At 61.6% G+C, this 16,611-nt stretch carries 12 protein-coding genes and 1 pseudogene; 6 read left to right on the top strand and 7 right to left on the bottom strand.

Annotation, left to right across the window (positions count from 1 at the left end):
* Positions 1-152: 152 nt before the first annotated feature.
* Positions 153-1,451, bottom strand: coding sequence for an adenylosuccinate synthase (locus BBJ41_RS34485; protein WP_069750807.1), 1,299 nt, complete (start codon positions 1,449-1,451; stop codon positions 153-155).
* 140 nt (positions 1,452-1,591) lie between these two features.
* Between BBJ41_RS34485 and gcvA the strand changes: the two genes are divergently transcribed.
* Positions 1,592-2,497, top strand: coding sequence for a transcriptional regulator GcvA (gene gcvA / locus BBJ41_RS34480; protein WP_069750806.1), 906 nt, complete (start codon positions 1,592-1,594; stop codon positions 2,495-2,497).
* Between the two features lie 154 nt (positions 2,498-2,651).
* Here the strand turns inward: gcvA and BBJ41_RS34475 are convergent, their stop codons facing one another.
* The gene (locus BBJ41_RS34475; RefSeq protein ID WP_069750805.1) at positions 2,652-2,963 is read right to left on the bottom strand and encodes a hypothetical protein; all 312 of its coding nucleotides are present in this window, start codon (positions 2,961-2,963) and stop codon (positions 2,652-2,654) included.
* A 324-nt stretch (positions 2,964-3,287) separates the two neighbouring features.
* Between BBJ41_RS34475 and BBJ41_RS40870 the strand changes: the two genes are divergently transcribed.
* Both BBJ41_RS40870 and BBJ41_RS34465 read left to right on the top strand, forming a co-directional pair.
* Positions 3,288-3,578 (top strand): hypothetical protein, encoded by a 291-nt coding sequence (locus BBJ41_RS40870; protein WP_156814968.1) that lies wholly within the window; start codon positions 3,288-3,290, stop codon positions 3,576-3,578.
* Between the two features lie 1,968 nt (positions 3,579-5,546).
* Complete coding sequence (locus BBJ41_RS34465) at positions 5,547-6,863, top strand: replication initiation protein (RefSeq protein WP_069750803.1); 1,317 nt, start codon at positions 5,547-5,549, stop codon at positions 6,861-6,863.
* Between the two features lie 94 nt (positions 6,864-6,957).
* Here the strand turns inward: BBJ41_RS34465 and BBJ41_RS34460 are convergent, their stop codons facing one another.
* The 4 genes from BBJ41_RS34460 to BBJ41_RS34445 form a co-directional block, all read right to left on the bottom strand.
* A complete protein-coding gene (locus tag BBJ41_RS34460; protein ID WP_069750802.1) occupies positions 6,958-7,989 on the bottom strand; it encodes a ParB/RepB/Spo0J family partition protein in 1,032 nt (343 codons plus the stop codon).
* Positions 7,982-8,677 (bottom strand): ParA family protein, encoded by a 696-nt coding sequence (locus tag BBJ41_RS34455; protein WP_069750801.1) that lies wholly within the window; start codon positions 8,675-8,677, stop codon positions 7,982-7,984. Before BBJ41_RS34455 ends, BBJ41_RS34460 begins: the two co-directional genes overlap by 8 nt.
* 1,715 nt (positions 8,678-10,392) lie before the next feature.
* A complete protein-coding gene (locus BBJ41_RS34450; protein WP_069750800.1) occupies positions 10,393-11,400 on the bottom strand; it encodes an AraC family transcriptional regulator in 1,008 nt (335 codons plus the stop codon).
* Between the two features lie 125 nt (positions 11,401-11,525).
* Positions 11,526-12,650, bottom strand: coding sequence for an MBL fold metallo-hydrolase (locus BBJ41_RS34445; RefSeq protein WP_069750799.1), 1,125 nt, complete (start codon positions 12,648-12,650; stop codon positions 11,526-11,528).
* 83 nt (positions 12,651-12,733) lie between these two features.
* Here BBJ41_RS34445 and BBJ41_RS34440 point away from each other — a divergent pair.
* Positions 12,734-13,386, top strand: a pseudogene (locus BBJ41_RS34440) (TetR/AcrR family transcriptional regulator).
* Between the two features lie 198 nt (positions 13,387-13,584).
* Complete coding sequence (locus tag BBJ41_RS34435; protein ID WP_069750797.1) at positions 13,585-14,076, top strand: flavodoxin family protein; 492 nt, start codon at positions 13,585-13,587, stop codon at positions 14,074-14,076.
* Between the two features lie 117 nt (positions 14,077-14,193).
* Here BBJ41_RS34435 and BBJ41_RS34430 read toward each other — a convergent pair whose 3' ends face one another.
* A complete protein-coding gene (locus BBJ41_RS34430) occupies positions 14,194-14,778 on the bottom strand; it encodes a DUF2889 domain-containing protein (RefSeq protein WP_069750796.1) in 585 nt (194 codons plus the stop codon).
* 656 nt (positions 14,779-15,434) lie between these two features.
* Here BBJ41_RS34430 and BBJ41_RS34425 point away from each other — a divergent pair.
* Complete coding sequence (locus BBJ41_RS34425) at positions 15,435-16,154, top strand: ProQ/FinO family protein (RefSeq protein WP_069750795.1); 720 nt, start codon at positions 15,435-15,437, stop codon at positions 16,152-16,154.
* The last annotated feature ends 457 nt before the right edge of the window (positions 16,155-16,611 follow it).

Raw genomic sequence — 16,611 nt, 5'->3', positions numbered from 1 at the left:
CACGACGTGATCCGGACGCCGAATCGTGTCGCCAGGCAACCCTGTACGCAGCATCCGGACCGGGGGGCCTGCACACACGAACGGGCCGGTACGCCAACGGCATCGGGTCGGCAAAAACGACCTGGCGACCACTCGTCATGCCCAACGACGTATTAACCGGCCGCCGCCACGTCGAACGGATTGCGCACCACGATCGTGTCGTCGCGCTCCGCACCCGTCGTGATCATCGATACCGGTGCCCCCGCGACCGCCTCGACGCGCGCAATGAAATCCTGCGCGGCGCGCGGCAGCGCCGCGCGCTCGCGCACGCCCTTCACGGTGCCGCTCCAGCCGTCGAACTGCTCGTACACGGGTTTTGCGCGCGACTGCGCATCAAGGCTCGCGGGCAGATGGTCGACTCGCGCGCCATCGAGTTCATAGCCGACGCACAGCGCGATCGACTCGAAGCCGTCGAGCACGTCGAGCTTGGTCAGCGCCAGCGAATCGATGCCCGAAATCCTGACGGCCTGACGCAATTGCGCGGCATCGAGCCATCCGCAGCGTCGCGGCCGGCCCGTGTTGACGCCGAATTCCTGCCCGCGCGCGCGCAGCGTTTCGCCGGTTGCATCGGTCAGCTCGGTCAGGAACGGCCCGCCGCCGACGCGCGTCGCATACGCCTTGGTCACGCCCAGCACGTGGCCGAGCTTCGACGCGCCGAGGCCCGTGCCGGCCGCCGCCGCCGACGCCACGGTGCCCGACGACGTCACGAACGGATAGGTACCCCAGTCGATGTCCAGCATCACGGCCTGGGAGCCCTCGAACAGGATGCGCTCGCCGCGATCGGTCGCGTCGTTCAGGTCGGCCCAGACCGGGCGCACGAACGGCAGGATCTTCGGCGCGAGGTCGACCAGCGTCGCCAGCATTGCGTCGCGCGAGCATGCTTCGAGCCCCAGGCCGCGGAACCACGCGTTGTGATGGTCGACGAGCACGTCGAGCTTGTCGGCGAGCCGGCCGGGTTCAGCGAGGTCGCCGACGCGCAGCCCGCGGCGCCCGACCTTGTCCTCGTAGGCCGGCCCGATCCCGCGCAGCGTAGTGCCGATCGGTTCGCGGCGCAGACGCTCCTGGGCCTCGTCGAGCGCGCGGTGAATCGGCAACACCAGCGTCGCGTTCTCGGCGATCGACAGATTGTCCGGCGTCACCGACAGCCCGAGTTCGGCCATCCGCCCGATCTCCGCGAGCAGCGCCTCCGGATCGAGCGCCACGCCGTTGCCGATCACGCCGCGCTTGCCGCGCACGACACCGCTCGGCAGCAGCGCGAGCTTGTACGTCTTGCCGCCGACGACCAGCGTATGGCCCGCGTTGTGGCCGCCGTTGTAGCGTGCAACGAGATCGGCCTGTGCCGCCAGCCAGTCCACGACACGCCCCTTGCCCTCGTCGCCCCATTGGGCCCCCACCACCACCACGTTCGGCATGCTCCGCACTCCATGTGAGAAATTCAGACACTCGTTCGGCTAAGCCGGACGTTTGTGTGCCATATTGGCGGAGCTGGATCGCCCGATCAAACGATTAAATCTGAGAAATCGCGTGAGTAAATCTCACACGAAACGACGCAATGGCCCGACGACTCCCTCCGTTGAATTCGCTGCGCGCATTCGAAGCAGCCGCGCGGCTCGGCAGTTTCACGCTTGCCGCCGACGAGCTGTGCGTGACGCACGGCGCGATCAGCCGGCACGTGCAGCAACTGGAGGCGTGGCTCGGGCGGCCGCTTTTCGAGCGCCACAACCGGCGGGTCGAATTGACCGACGCCGGCCGCGCCTATCTCGCGGAAGTCGGTGCATCGTTCGACCGGATCGCACTCGCCACCGCGCAGCATTTCAGCCACGCGCAGCAGCGCGTGCTGCGCGTCAGCGCACCCGCGACGTTTTCGTTGCGCTGGCTCGTGCCGAAGCTGTCGTCGTTCCAGGTAGCCCACCCGACCATCGAGGTGCGGCTGTCGACGTCGAACGAGTCGATCGAAAAGCTGCGCGACAAGGTCGACCTGATCGTCCGTGGCGGCCCGCAGGCCATCGACGGTTACGTCGCCGAGGAATTCCTGTCCGAAGTCCGGCTGCCCGTGTGCGCGCCGAAGCTGCTTGAGCGCAGGCCGTTGCATACGCCCGCCGATCTCGCCGGCTTCACGCTGCTGCACGCGGCAACCTATCCCGGCATGTGGCCCGAGTGGCTCGCGGCAGCCGGGCACGCGAATCTCGTCCCCCGGCACTCGCTCACGCTCGAGCATTTCTACCTGACGCTGCAAGGCGCGCTCGACGGGCTCGGCGTCGCGATGGGACCGATCGCCCTCGTCGCGGACGACATCGCCGAAGGCCGGCTCGTGCAGCCGTTCAGCGAGCCGGCGCTGCCGCCGTGGCGCTACTTCACGTACGTGGCATCCGCGCGCGCGAACGACGACGCCGTGCGCGCGTTCAAGGACTGGCTGAAGGTAACGGGGAACGCAACGGCATCGGGCGAACGGCACTGACCGCGCCGGCGTGAAGGTCGCGTGTGCATTTCATTTAAATGCAGGATTGCGAATCAAATGACTCGAACGGGCAACCCGTATTCGTTATCGCTCGGGTGAAGCATGCTGCTTTCGACGTGCCCCGCGTGACTGCGGCCCGCCGCCTGGACGACGCTTACTGGCTTGCGCCGGCGTTGGCCTTCTTCTCCGCATTCTGCAGGTTCTGCGGATAGTTCGGATCATTAGCCGCCGGCTTGTAACCGGCGTCTTCGAGTTTCTTCAGTTCGGCGTTGTTCTTCGCGCGAGCAGCCTTGTGTTCGGCTTTGCGTTTGGCCCTGGCCGCCTTGCGTGCTTCGCTCTTCGCAGCCTTGGCGTCCTGTGCAGCGGGCGCGCTGGCGTCGGTCTGCGCGAACGCAGGAACTGCCGAGCCGAACAGGAAAGCGGCCGCAGTAGCAGCCAGCGTAAGTTTTCTGATCTGGATTCGCATCGCTGAACTCTCTTTTCTGATTTATCACGGATTGAAAAGACCATCGAGATACCGCCCCTGCCCTGACCGGCGATCCTGCCGCGATCGGGACCTGTGCATCATAACCGCGTTGCAAAGAATGTGGCGCCATCGTGCAGTCCGTTTTAGGGATACACGTATGGGAGAAAACGCGGACGGTGCGCTACCGTCTTCCCGCAGAGCGGAGACGGCGTATCGCGATTCGGGGTGTGTGAGGATCGCGCTGTTGCAGAAGGTTGAAACGTTCGAGGTACCGCGTGCTCCAGTGAAGAGGACGGGTCGTGCGGTGCGATGCGATGCGAGGCGATGTGGGACACCGATCGCTGTTTCATGGATGGTGTCGCCGACACGCTCATGCTCGACGTGAGCTTCATCGCACGACGTTCGATCACCGCAGCAACCGTCTATCTGTGGGCCATGTTGTCATCCGACGCGGCTCGAGCGGCGGTTCTTCCCATAAACGACCACGATTCGGTTCGTTCGGCGATCACGGCAATTGCATTGGCGCGCTGCAGGCGCGTTGACCGTTCGGGCGATCGATCGCCGCACGATGTGGTCGGCAGGCGGCATGGTGAGCTGGGGCACCGGCATGTATGACGAAAAGGAGCGATGGCGGACGCGCGGTGAGGACGTTGACCGGAATCACCTCACGAGACGTTTGCCGGGGAGACCCCACGAATCGGCGATGCCTGCGAGGCGACCATTGCGTTGGTGTTGAGGTCTTGACACGACGTGCCGGTTCACGCGAACCCGCTTGCAAACACACCTGACGACGCCCCCGGACGCCACAGGCTTTTCATTTGATCGAATCGACAGATCGGCATCCGCACTGCCGTCAGGTCTGCACAGCTTGGATATTCCTGTGAGTCTGCCGTATCGGTGAGGTTTTACGGGAGTCGGGAATATCGGAAGGTGAGAATGTTCGGGATGCTTGCCCGGATTTGATTACGGTGAGCCTCACCGTGGCCGGTATCTTCACGTTGGCTCTCGACAATCGCCAGATCGGCCCAGGAGCCGACGGTGCCTGCAGATACCGGGGTGCACACGATGTTCTCTGTTGGTAGCCGCGCCGACCTCTTCTCGTGATCCGGGAGGCACAGTCTTGTTTGTCGGTGAATCCAAAGGTAGAAAGTTGGAAGCTCACAGGGTGGCGGACTGACGCAGACTGTTTTCTTCTGTGCACAGTCCACAGGTTGAATTTGTGGAGAAGCGCCGGCGACCGATCGGCAAAAACTTGTCCACAGACCGCGACGCAAGAAGGTAAAAAAACCACGCCGGCGCTGTGCGGGACGATTTCGAACTGCAGCGAGTGCAACCCGGGATATTCGCGTTTTCAGTCGCCGATCCGTTTTGCGGGCCGATCACCGGAACCGAAGGCGCGCACGACGCCAGTTTTCGGGTCCCATAGACGGGAACCTGTACGCGAGAAAGGGCACTTTCCCCCGTTTTTCTCCCATAAGTTTCTACGTTTCGGGGTTTGTGAGTAGGTGCTCACATCTCCGAAAGGCCTTGTCGGGCCTGGAACGTGCCTGAAACGGGGCGCCAGGTAGTGGTCGAAGGGATGGAAACGAAGCATTCCCGCGCTTGAGGTACGAAGGACGGATCTCATGGGTAGCGGTTTATGGGGGCCGTCTTTCTGTGCGAACGCACGTGTGTTTACATCTTTGGTAAACCACGTTTACTTCTTTAACTACTTTTAGACGGCTCACAGCCTTATTCCATAAGGGTTTGAGGGGTGTTCGGTACCCATTTATGGGAGCACAGGTGGAAGGGTTTGGGGTTTCAGGTCTGTGGATTTGGGGTTTTGGGTACCGTGTTGTGGGGAATGAGGGTTGTGGATATGGGGAGAACGTACCCGGTTATGGGAAATCAACCCGGAAACGCATTGGGTAGCTGTCTATGGGAACACATGCAGGTAGCCTTTTATGGGACATCTTTGTCGATCCTTAAGTGCTTGAGTGCACAGCGATTTTCGTCGGGTAGCCGTTTATGGGTTGTCTCAAAGGTAACCTTCTATGGGACCGTGTTGGGGCCGATCGGTCGCGTTTCGTCGGGACGTGTCGTGTCGTGCTCCCACAGACAGGTTCGTTACCATGGACAGGTAACCTTTTATGGGGAAACCGGATGGTTGCCGTTTATGGGAGAGTCAAGACGGGAAGAACGGCACACGACAAAGCCGATGCTCGTCGACAGGTACCTGTCTATGGGATTTGATATGGGTAGCAAGTTATGGGAGAAAAACGGGGCTGTGCTGCAGGGCACCACGAATCCGGCCGACGATCCCGATTTCGCTCGTTTGCTCCCCATGGATGGGTACCTTCCCGAGGGCAAATCTCGTGCCGGGTTTCGGTTCCGGGAGATGAAAGGTAGCGGCTTGTGGGAAACGTTTCGGTCCAAAGGTAGATGGATATGGGGCTCACTGCAAATAGATTGATTTGAGATTTCCCTTTTATATCTGAAGGTTAGCCGAGATAGTGTAAGTGATGCAGGAGCAAGGGCGTTGCTCCGCCGCGTGAAGAGGTATAAAGTCCACCATCAACAAGGTCACCTTATCCGGACATCACGATGCCGCGCAAGCCCGCAAGCAAAGGCTCAGACAAGCAGGTTTCGCTGTTTCAGACACCAGAGCCTCCCGACTTGCTGCGCAAGGCGGTCCAGGCGATTCACATCGCGCCCAAGTCGGGAAAGATCGGCCTGCAGCAGCGCAAGATGTTCAGTTCGCTGATCAAGAACGCGCTTCGGCAGGAGGCGTTCGAGCCGGGTAGGACGAGCTTCTCGATTTCGCTCGCCTCGCTTTCGCATGAGAGCGGTCTGAACAGCAACAACACGAAGTACGTGAAGGACACGGTCAATTCGCTGATCAGTACCGTCGTCAACTGGGACTACCTGGCCGCGGACCGTTCGACGGTCTGGAAGGCGTCGGGCCTGCTTGCGGGTGCGGAGCTCGAGCAATCGGTGCTGAAGTACAGCTTCTCCGATCAGATTCGCAGCGAACTGCTCAATCCCGAAATCTACGCGCTGATCGATATGCGGATCGCCCGCGAGTTCCGGCGGTCGCACTCGCTCGCGCTGTGGGAAAACACGGTGCGCTATGAAGGGATCGGCATCACCGCGAAGATCCCGCTGCCGAAATTTCGTGACCTCATTCTCGGCCAGGACAAGGCGTCTCAGTCCTACAAGGAATACAAGCTGTTCAAGAGCAAGGTCCTGGTGCCGTGCATTCAGGAGGTGAACGAAGTATCGGATCACACGCTCGAGCTGATCGAGCACAAGTCGGGCCGCAGCGTGGAAGCTGTTCAGTTCAAGGTGACACGCAAGCAGAGCACCGATACGGTCGAAGACGGCGACGTCAAGAACGAAGCGCTCGTCGAGGAAGTCGCCAAGTTCGGCATTCCGCGTTCGGAAGCCCGCCGTCTGATCACGCAATACGGCGTGCAGCGGATCAAGGCGGCGATTGCCTATACGCTCAATCGGACAACGAAGAAGAATGCGGCGCCGGTCGACAACGTGGCCGCGTATTTCCGCAAGGCGCTGACGCACGGCTACACGCTGGCCGACGGGCAGGGCACGGAGGCGGCCGCGCCGGCGAAGGAATCCGCGCAGAGCAAGCAGGAGCAGATCCGCGACAAATATCTGGCGGCGAAGGTCGAGGAAGCCGGCGCGTATTTCCGCGAGCTGGAGATCGACGACCAGACCAAGCTGATCGAGCGTTACAACGAGACGGTGGCCGGCTCGAAGGACCTGACGCTGTCGCCGAAGAAGAAGGCGAGCAAGCTCGCGCAGACCAGCTTCTTCCGATGGCTGGCGCTGGATACCTGGGGCGAGCCGACGTCGGACGACCTGCTGGAATTCCTGCTCAAGAGCAGTCTCGCAGGCAACTGAACGAGGCCTCGCAGCCGGGTGTGCGTCGTGTGCCGGACTTCGTCGTCCGGCTTAGCGGCGCAACGCGGAGGCGAGGCCTTCTGCTTTGGGCGCGTTACTTTTGTGCGACTGCCGCGAGCTCGGCCACGTAGGCATCGATGACGGTCTTGAGCTTGTCGGCGAGTGCTTCCTGGTGGGACGCGTCGACGCCCTTGAGCTGCAGATCCAGGCGGCCGTCGGGGTAGGTCTTCAACTGGCCGATCGCTCGCGATTCGAGCGCGAAGTCGTGACGGACGCTGTAACGCGTGCGCCCGGCTTTCTTGTTGTCGTCGCTCTGCGCACGCAGGAAATTCTCGAGATCGCGGACCGATTTTTTCCGGTCGATGACGGCCGTCAGCAGCCGGTCGGCCGTCGGTTCGCCCAGACGCTCGAAGATCAGCTTCAGGAAGTACGCGGCCTGCAGACCGACCACGTCGTTCGCGCTGGCCATCCGTTCCAGGAGCGTGTTGGGCAGTGCGTTGAGCGACAGCGTCTTGCTGATCGATGCCTTGTCCTTGCCGATTTTCTCCGCCAGCGTGTTCTGGTCGGGAAAGACCTTCTCGTCGAGGAGACGCTTCCACGCGACCGCATCGTCGAAGATCGTCTGCCGCTCGTGGTCGTGGTTCGCCCGATACGCGATCGTATAGAGCTGCTCGGGCGTGTGGTCCGTGCGGAACGTGGCGTTGATGGTTTCGTCGCCGTTGATGCTCGTCGCGCGCAGCCGGCGTTGCCCGTCGATCACGACGAGCTTGCCGGGAAACTCGGGGAGCCGCGTGACCTTGATCGGTTCGATCTGCCCTTCCCGTTTCAACGTCAGCGCGAGCTCGTGCAGGCTCGACTCCGAATAGAACACGCGCGGATTGAACGGGTTCGGGATGCAATCCTTGACCAGGACCTTCTGCGGCGCGCCAAGATCCGGAGTACCGCCGGGCGTGGCCGCGGCCGGGGGCGCGGCGGGTGCCGCTTCCATGGTGACGCCCGGCGTGGCCGGCGGTTCGGGCAACCGGGTTTCCAGTGCGGCATTTTCCTGCGCGAGTCCGCGCAACAGGCCGGCTGCGAGATGCAGGTTGCCGGTCGGCTTTTTGTCTTTCGATGTGTCCTTAGCCATGGGCGGCTCCGGTAGCTCGCGTCGACGCGATGTATTGGGCCATTTCCGTGACCAGCCTTTCGATCTCCGCGCGCGCTTCTTTCAAACCCTTCAGGTACCGATTGTGATGATGGATCGTGGTGCCGAGGGCGAACGTCTGACGGTAGACCTCGCGTTGCGCGATCTGGCTGTCGAGCAGATGCTCCCCTATTTCTTCAGCTCTTAGAATTTTTAAAATTTCTTCACGCATTTTAGTTTTTCCATTGACACTATTCAGCATCAATGCGGAAGAAAGACTCGGGTTACGAACGGCCCGCATCGACTCGATCATGCGAATCATCGCAACGGTGCTGTACAGGTCCGCTGGCGACGGCGAGAGCGGCACGAGGCAGAAGTCGGCCACCTCGAGCACGGACGCGATGCGCGGATCTTCGAGGTTGCCCGGACAGTCGACGACGATGACGTCGAAGTTCGCGTCCTGCTTCTTGATCTCGCCGCCGATGCCACGACCAGCGGGCGCCAGCGAAAGGACCGTCATCGGCAACGTGTTCTCGCCGCTCGTCACCCAGCGGACGGAAGTTCCTTGAGGGTCGGCATCGATCAATGCGACCTTGTTGCCGCCCGCCTCGAACGCAGCCGCGATATTGACGGAGATGGTTGTCTTTCCAGTACCACCTTTTTGATTACTGACGGCGATCTTGAAAGCCATTAAATTCCTCCACGGAGTTTTTCGTAATATATGCAGATGTTATCGAAATGTCCAGAAAAGCGTTCGATGAGATGCACATATTGATGACGGATGTGGTTGTTACGTGACAAGTGGACCGAATGGCCAATGAATCAATCACGGCCAACAGGTGAGTAAAAATAAAATTACAGGCCGAGATCAAGAAGAATTGCCAACGACTGAAGGAAAATTTGAACGTCTTAAGTGTCAATGATGACGTTGACTCGTAGAGGCCGCTCGTCGGGCCATGCCCTGGTGTCCGATGAAACTCGCCCTGACTCCGATTAATTGATTTCTTGAGTCCTGACGATAAGTGCAGTTGTCACGTGACAAGTCGCCAGCATATGGGCGTGGTCGACGTTGAATGTTGCAGTACGAGACTCTTGATTCGATCGTGGTGTCAGTCGAGATAACACCATTTCAGTGTCCGACACACCACTGTTGCGAGGAGCGATTACTTGGCATCGAGCGGAGTTGTCACGTGACAATCGCTCCGTGGCGCTGCAACTGTTATCCGGAACGCGGGATACAAGCGGATCACTATCAATGGGCGAGAAGCTCGCAGACAACACCTTGCCGCTCAACACCGTATGCGTTGTGAGTGGATTGTCGAGTTGTCACGTGACAACAGGGCCTCCACCAGGGAGTCGAATGCGAGGCGCAGGAAGGACCTGAATGATCGTCATGAGTGTCCGTTGCTACGGAGGAGAGGGAGGTCGATCGATCTTTCGTCGCTGCTTAGTTGCCTGTTGAGGCGACTATGAGCTCTCGGCTGCTTGATGAATTCTCTTCAAATTAGGATTCGATATGGCCCTATTTATGGGGAAATCAAAGCTTCGACTCATCATGGACCCTTGCCGCAGGGGAGGGGAGGGCTTTCCATCGGTAATCCGATGCTGCTATCAGCGCGATGCGATATCGCTCTGACCCATGCGTCTACGCAGACCTGTTTGGGGGTAAATTCGCGCGTCGGAGCCACGCGACAATACGAACAGACTGGATCGTGAAACATTCGCGAAAAACAGGGTCGCGCTAGAAACCCTTGTCCAGCAATGGCTTGCGCCAGATTCTTCATGTTGTTTCACGCAATCTGAACAAGATTGCCTGGGGAAATGGGGGCGTATGCTTTTTCTGCGCGCCGCTATCGTTGTTCTGTATGAGCCTAGCGAAAACTGTCACGTACAACACGTGATTCGTAGTTTTTGAAACGAATTTGATTCCCCTCGCACTAGCGAGCAATCAATCTACCGTTCGTACAGTCCATCGCGGCACTCTCACGTACCTTAGTTCTGGTGCGTAACGCCAATACTCGGCACGAGTTGTCACGTGACAACGCACTACACGAAGTTGCACGAGGCGTTGGATCAATGCGTTTCGCGAGAAATTGGCTGCCGGGAAGTTACGACAAAGAATTTGAAAAGCAGCAATGGCGCTTTGTCTTTGGAGGGGAGACGAAGTCGACACCTGTTCAGATGTGGTCGATATGGCCGAGGCCATCAGTAGCCGATTGATGTTTGTGAGTTTGAGGCTTGAGCCCAGGCAGACGCTAAGCGATCAATTTTTGAGTGGGCAGGAAGTACGGGTCCTGCCCACTCGTTCGATTCAACGGGCTCGATTCCCCACCAGCGAAGTCGATTCGGGAATTCTGCGCATCTCGCCAAGGTTAGCGCCACGCGTCTTCCGCACGGCCATCGTATTCAATAACTTGCCGCGATCGACAGGGCGGCATCCGACCGTCCCCTCAAGGTATCGATATCTCTCCGCGGTGAATTGCCGAACAACCGGCTGTACTCGCGGTTGAACTGGGTCGGGCTCGCATACCCGACCCTGAATGATGCGGATGCGGCATCGAGCCGCTCGGACAACATCAGCCGACGTGCCTCATTGAGTCGTATCCATTTCTGATATTGGAGCGGACTCATGCCGGTGAGCTGGCGGAAGTGGTGATGGAAAGTCGAACTGCTCATCTGAACTTGCGCTGCGAGATCGTCGACTCGCAAAGACTCATCATAGTGGGTCCGCAGCCACTGAATTGCGCGCGACACGCGGTTGCCCTGGCTGCCGGCGGACGCGATCTGACGCAGGCGGGCACCCTGATCGCTCGTCAGCAGACGGTAATAGATTTCCCGCTCGACGTATGGTGCGAGAACGGCAATGGCGCCCGGGTCATCGAGCAGTGCCAGCAATCGGTTCAGCGCGTCGTATAGCGGTTCGGTCATGTCGCCGACCACGAGGCCGCGGCCGGCGGGCGCTTCGTCACGCTCTGGCGTGACCTGCGCCATCAGTTCGGCCATGACGCGAAAATCAAGCTTGAGCCCGAGCCCGAGAAACGGCTTTTCGTGGCTGGCCTCGATGACCTGCGTCGATCCCGGCAAATCGAGAGACGTGATCAGGAAGCGGTTGGCGTCGTAGATATACGCGTCGCCGCTTTGAATGACGCGCTTCGCGCCCTGAACAACGAGGCCGAAACTCGGTTCGACCATGCATTCCATCGGTTGCGTTGGCGCTTCCCTTCGATGGAAGCTCAGGTTCGGAATGGCGGTCGTGAGGTGATCGACGCCTTCGGTCCATCTCGCGACGCGCTCCGCCAGCGTTTGCCGGAGATCGCTCTCGCGGCTCGTGGACCGGTGTCCTGCATGATTGAATGCAGCGATTGCGTCGTCGTCTCGTTGACCAGGGGTGTATCGGGCGGGTGCCGGATGCATGACTTCTCTACTCAGGTAATCGGGTCTACAGGCCGGCCGTCAACGTACAGGCGCTTCGGCAACGCGCCTTCCGGGGTCGCGGCATTGCCGCGATCCCGGAAGGAATGTGCAAACGATCGGTGGGCCTACTTCGTCGTCTGCGACGCGCAAAGCTGCCAGCGGCGCGATTTCGTTGCCGGAGTCTTCGCACGCTCGTCGACCGTGCGCCACCACCGTTCGCCACTATGCGGTTGGTTGAGATCGAGGCGCTCGCCCATCCTGGGCGTCGACAGCTCGATGCCGCGCACGAGCGCCAGTGCCGTCACGCGCTCGAACGGTTCCTGCCAGCGATGCATCGCAAGATCGAACGTGCCGTTGTGGATCGGGATCAGCCAGCGTCCGCGCAAGTCGATGTGCGCCTGAACGGTTTCTTCCGGCTGCATGTGCACATACGGCCATTGCGCATCATATGCGCCTGTTTCGATCAGCGTCACGTCGAACGGCCCGAGGCGCTCGCCGATCGTCCGGAATCCGTCGAAGTAACCCGTGTCGCCGCTGAAGAACACGCGCAGGTCGCCGTCGACGATGACCCAGGACGCCCACAGCGTGCTGTTGCCGTCGAACAGGCTGCGCCCGGAGAAGTGCTGTGCCGGTGTCGCGGTCAGCGTCAGGCCAGCCACGTCGACACTCTGCCACCAATCGAGCTGGCGAACCTTCTTCGCGTCGATGCCCCAATCGATCAGTCGGTCGCCGACGCCCAGCGTCGTGACGAACACATCGGTGGTTGCCGCAAGGGCAAGCACCGTGTCGCGGTCGAGGTGATCATAGTGATCGTGCGACAGGATCACGCCGCGCAGCGGCGGAAGATCTTCAAGCGCGATCGGCGGCGCATGGAAGCGCTTGGGGCCGATACGCCGAAACGGCGATGCACGCTCGGCAAATACGGGATCGGTCAGCCAGAATTCGCCGCGCAGCTTGAGCAGCATCGTCGAATGCCCAAGCCGGTACAGGCTGCGATCAGGTGCCGCATCGAGCTCCGCGCGGGTCAGCGAATCGACGGGCAGTGCGCCGGCGGGCACGGTATTGCGCGGCTTGTTGACCAGCATGTTCCAGGCGATCCCGAGCGTCTTGCCGATACCTTCGACCGGACGCGGCGCGACATTGCTGAAGCGCTCGCCCGTGTGCTGCGGCGACCCGGCGGATTGCGCGCGGCCGCGCTTGGCGGCCGCAAAACCCAGCATGCGATGAATGAAGACGAGAGGCGATGCCATGTCGGTGTGTCCGGGAGAGAAAGTACACTAAACAGTGTAGTTTATTCTTGGGAAAAGTAAACTGCCCGGTGTAAAATTTCTGCATGGATACCAGCACTCCCCCCAGCGCCTGACCGATCGAAAGCGCGCGGCCATCGTCGACGCGGCCATCGAGGAATTCCTCGCGGCGGGCTACGACGCGACCAGCATGGATCGCATCGCTGCGCGTGCGGACGTGTCGAAGCGCACGGTCTATAACCACTTCCCGGGCAAGGAAACGTTGTTCGCCGCGATCCTGCACAAGCTGTGGGATGCGACCCGGACAGGCAGCTCGCCCGCTTATCGCACCGACGTCCCGCTGCGCGAGCAACTGCTCGCGTTGTTGAACCGCAAACTGCGCCTGCTGAACGACGACGCGTTTCTTGCGCTCGCGCGTGTCGCGATCGGCGCGGCCATCCACTCGCCGGAACGTGCGCGCGACATGGTCGAACGACTCGGCGAGCGCGAGGAAGACATGACGGTCTGGGTGCGTACGGCCGCGACGGCCGGCCGCCTGTCGGTCACCGATCCGGTGTTCGCCGCGCATCAGTTGCATGGCGTCGTGAAGGCATTTGCGTTCTGGCCGCAGATCACGATGGGCCAGCCGCCGCTCACGGCCCCGGAGCAGCAGAAAGTCGCGGAATCCGCCGCCGACATGTTTCTTGCGTACTATGCGCGGCCGGACGACGGCGGCGCACCGCCCACCGCATCGCACTGACCGCGCATGCGGAAAGTCATGTGCGAGCCGAAGCCACAGCCGAGCGCATGGTCGATGCATGCCTTGCATCGACCATGCCGGCGAACCGTCTGACCCGCAAAAGCGAATGCAGAACCGCCCCCACACGTGATCACCGGCCATCCAGCGCAAACCGGCGATGTCGCCGGCACACCTGAAGCCGAACGCGAGCGACTACGAATGAAGATGCTGTTGATCGTCTATCACACGATGACCGGAGGCACGCAGCAGATGGCCGAAGCGGCTGCGGGCGCGGCGCGCGAGCAGCCCGGCGTCGACGTCCGGCTGCAGCGCGCGGATGCGACGAGCGCGGACGATGTGCTGGCCGCCGACGCTTACCTGTTTGCGACGCCGGAGAACCTGGCAGCGATGTCCGGGCTGATGAAAGACTTCTTCGATCGCTGTTACTACGCGGCGCTCGATCGCGTGAACGGGCGCCCATATGCGGCAATGATCTGCGCGGGCAGCGACGGACAGAACGCGCTGCGCCAGATCGACCGGATCGCAACCGGATGGCGGCTGAAGAACGTCGCGCCCGGCCTCATTGTTTGTACTCACGCGCAGACGCCGGAGCGCATCCTCGCCGCGAAGACGATCGACGGCGAAGACCTCGCGCGCTGCGCCGAACTGGGCGCAGGTCTCGCCGCGGGACTCGCGCTGGGCGTCTTCTGATCGCCCGAGTGGCGGCAGTGGCGGCTCGTGAAAAAAGAGGCGTGCGACCATGCAGACAACGCACACACCCTCGAGCGATACCGCCCGCGGATGCCGGACCGGACGTCGGGCGAGGCGCTAGCCGCCCTTTGCCGGCGCAGCAGGCCGGTGGTATTCGGGCCAAAGACGTTTCACGAGATCGCGCGATGCGCCATACGCATGGCAACTGTCGATCTTGAGCGGCTTTCCTTCGCTGTCGCGGTAGTCGAGCGACGACCGTCGCATGCCGACCATCGTCTGATAGGCCGTGGTTGCGATCGGCCCGAGCAATTCCTTCAAGTGCGTGCACGTATCGCAGGACGGCAGGCGCTTGCGCACCTCGCTGTTCCAGCCTGCGCCGATGTTCAGCCCGACAAGCGCCTGCAGCGAGTCGCCGCCGCCCGGACACTCCGCATACGGATGCGAACGGATGAACGTGGATACGTCCCGGACGACCATGTCGGCGTCGAAGACCAGCGTCACGCCGAGGTCGTGGACCGGCGACAGCGCCGTGACGGTCCGCGTGCCGCCCGGCGGCGTGAAATCGCTGGTCTTGCGGTCCGCGAGGCAGGCCGTCACTTCGAACAGGCCGTCGCTGCGCCGATAGCCGCGCATGTCGATCTGCCGATGGTGAATCTCCTCGCGCGTGACGCCGTCGCGCGGGATGTCGTGTCGGGGAACCATGTATCCGCTCCGTTTCGTACAACCGGTTTTTTGCAGGCAAGGGGCGTCGAGGGCTAACCGGGCGCGCAGCGAAACGAGCCGAGGTACGCTGCCGACGACGCTGATCCGGCCATACTACGCAATTTCCGGTATTTTCGTACTCCACGCGATCGATGCGGACGCAACGAGTCGCGTGCGGATGCCGGTCTGATCGAAGGGTGGATGACATGTCGTGCGACGTTGCACCGATCCGTCGTTACGCGGAATAGCTGCACTCCCGCCACGCGGAATGCCACATGTCTGTCATTGGCGGACGCCGAAACCGGGCCGATCGTGTCGAGTGAAACTGACCCGATTTCCGATGACGGCGCGAACGGCGTGACTTCCGGAAACGTATCCATATAATGCGCAACACGACCGCGCGGACGCATTTCCCGCCCCCCGGATCGGGCAATTGCAGACCGGCGAGTCAGCCGGCTGCCGCGCGTACCGGTATACTTCCACTCCTGCCTTGTCCGGCATCGTGGCCGGGTGCCTGAAAACAGAGTGGCGTGCGCGATGCGGCCCCGTAGTGTTCCGCATCGTCGGCAGACGGGTCGTACGTGTGGCGGCGAAGCATTTGTGCCGCACGGAATGGCCGCACGAAACACACCTTATATTCCTGGTGGATTGAATTTATGGGTTTTGAACAACTTGCCGAATTGCGGGCGCAGCTCGCAGCGAAGGCCAAGCAGGAGCGCAACGCAAAGCGGCCGGCAGCGCCGACGGACGCCGGCGCGAAGCCGAAGTCCGGCGGCCAGCCGCCGCGTGGCGCCAAACCGGGTGCGGGCCCCAAAGCGCCGCACCGTGCGAAGCCCGCTTCGGCGAAGCCGTCCGCGCCGGTCGATCCGGTCATCGTTGCGATCGGCAAACTGCAGCGGAAGTTTCCGAATGCGTTCCCGAAGAATCCGGCCCCCAAAGTGCCGCTTAAGGTCGGCATCTGGGACGACCTCGCACGCGAGGCACAGGCCGTGGGTCTCAACGAGGCCGAACTGCGCGAAGCGATGTCGACGTGGTGCCGCGGCAACCGTTACTGGTCGTGCCTGGTCGAAGACGCGGTGCGCGTCGATCTGCAGGGCAACGAAGCAGGGCGGGTGACGCATGACGACGCCGCCCGCGCACGCCGCCTGAAGGCACGCCGCCCCGGTGGCAAGGGTGCGGCGCAACAGGCCAAGGGCGCGCAGCAGCCGAAGGCCGAGCAGCAAGCCGAGCAGCAAGCCGAGCAGCAAGCCGAGCAGCAAGCCGAGCAGCAAGCCGAGCAGCAAGCCGAGGCCGTCGCCGCACCGCAACCGGCGAGCGCGCAAGCGCAGACCGACGTCGTGCCGCAGGTCGAGCAGCAAACGGCCGGAAACGAGTAACACACACTGCACCGCCGCTGACTGCACGGCGCTTGCCCGCATGCTTTCCGGATGCGGCGCATGACACAACAGACTGACCTGCCTCGACAGAGGCAGGTCAGGACTGCCTCCACCGGCGCCTGACTTGCCGGCACGCACTATCCAGCATCGGACAGACAACGCGACCGGACAACGCCCGTCCGTCAATTGACTCCGCACGTGCGAGGCATCGGCGTTGTCATTTGCGCATGAACGTTATGCATGCGTGAATGCAGCGACGCTTCAACCAGATAGTTCGGTTTCCTGAAGTAATGATGCCGGGATCATCGATTCGCAAGTAAGCGATGCTACGCAGCCATCGTGACACGATGACGCGCGATAATCTCACCAGGTTCGACATTCGACGAACCCGTTACCCGCCGCGATGCAGCTTGCATTTGGAAAGGTACGGGAAGCGTGCACCGGCACGACCTGAAGC

It is taken from the genome of Burkholderia stabilis (genome assembly GCF_001742165.1).
GTDB lineage: Bacteria > Pseudomonadota > Gammaproteobacteria > Burkholderiales > Burkholderiaceae > Burkholderia > Burkholderia stabilis.
This window is presented reverse-complemented; position numbering and strand designations above follow the sequence as displayed.

What these genes read in the sequence shown, in the direction of transcription:
- BBJ41_RS34425 (WP_069750795.1), top strand. Translation starts at nt 15,435, where the DNA reads ATGGGTTTTGAACAACTTGCCGAATTGCGGGCGCAGCTCGCAGCGAAG.
- BBJ41_RS34475 (WP_069750805.1), bottom strand. Translation starts at nt 2,963, where the DNA reads ATGCGAATCCAGATCAGAAAACTTACGCTGGCTGCTACTGCGGCCGCT.
- BBJ41_RS34445 (WP_069750799.1), bottom strand. Translation starts at nt 12,650, where the DNA reads ATGGCATCGCCTCTCGTCTTCATTCATCGCATGCTGGGTTTTGCGGCC.
- BBJ41_RS34465 (WP_069750803.1), top strand. Translation starts at nt 5,547, where the DNA reads ATGCCGCGCAAGCCCGCAAGCAAAGGCTCAGACAAGCAGGTTTCGCTG.
- BBJ41_RS34455 (WP_069750801.1), bottom strand. Translation starts at nt 8,677, where the DNA reads ATGGCTTTCAAGATCGCCGTCAGTAATCAAAAAGGTGGTACTGGAAAG.
- BBJ41_RS34460 (WP_069750802.1), bottom strand. Translation starts at nt 7,989, where the DNA reads ATGGCTAAGGACACATCGAAAGACAAAAAGCCGACCGGCAACCTGCAT.
- BBJ41_RS34430 (WP_069750796.1), bottom strand. Translation starts at nt 14,778, where the DNA reads ATGGTTCCCCGACACGACATCCCGCGCGACGGCGTCACGCGCGAGGAG.
- BBJ41_RS34435 (WP_069750797.1), top strand. Translation starts at nt 13,585, where the DNA reads ATGAAGATGCTGTTGATCGTCTATCACACGATGACCGGAGGCACGCAG.
- BBJ41_RS34485 (WP_069750807.1), bottom strand. Translation starts at nt 1,451, where the DNA reads ATGCCGAACGTGGTGGTGGTGGGGGCCCAATGGGGCGACGAGGGCAAG.
- gcvA (WP_069750806.1), top strand. Translation starts at nt 1,592, where the DNA reads ATGGCCCGACGACTCCCTCCGTTGAATTCGCTGCGCGCATTCGAAGCA.
- BBJ41_RS40870 (WP_156814968.1), top strand. Translation starts at nt 3,288, where the DNA reads ATGTGGGACACCGATCGCTGTTTCATGGATGGTGTCGCCGACACGCTC.
- BBJ41_RS34450 (WP_069750800.1), bottom strand. Translation starts at nt 11,400, where the DNA reads ATGCATCCGGCACCCGCCCGATACACCCCTGGTCAACGAGACGACGAC.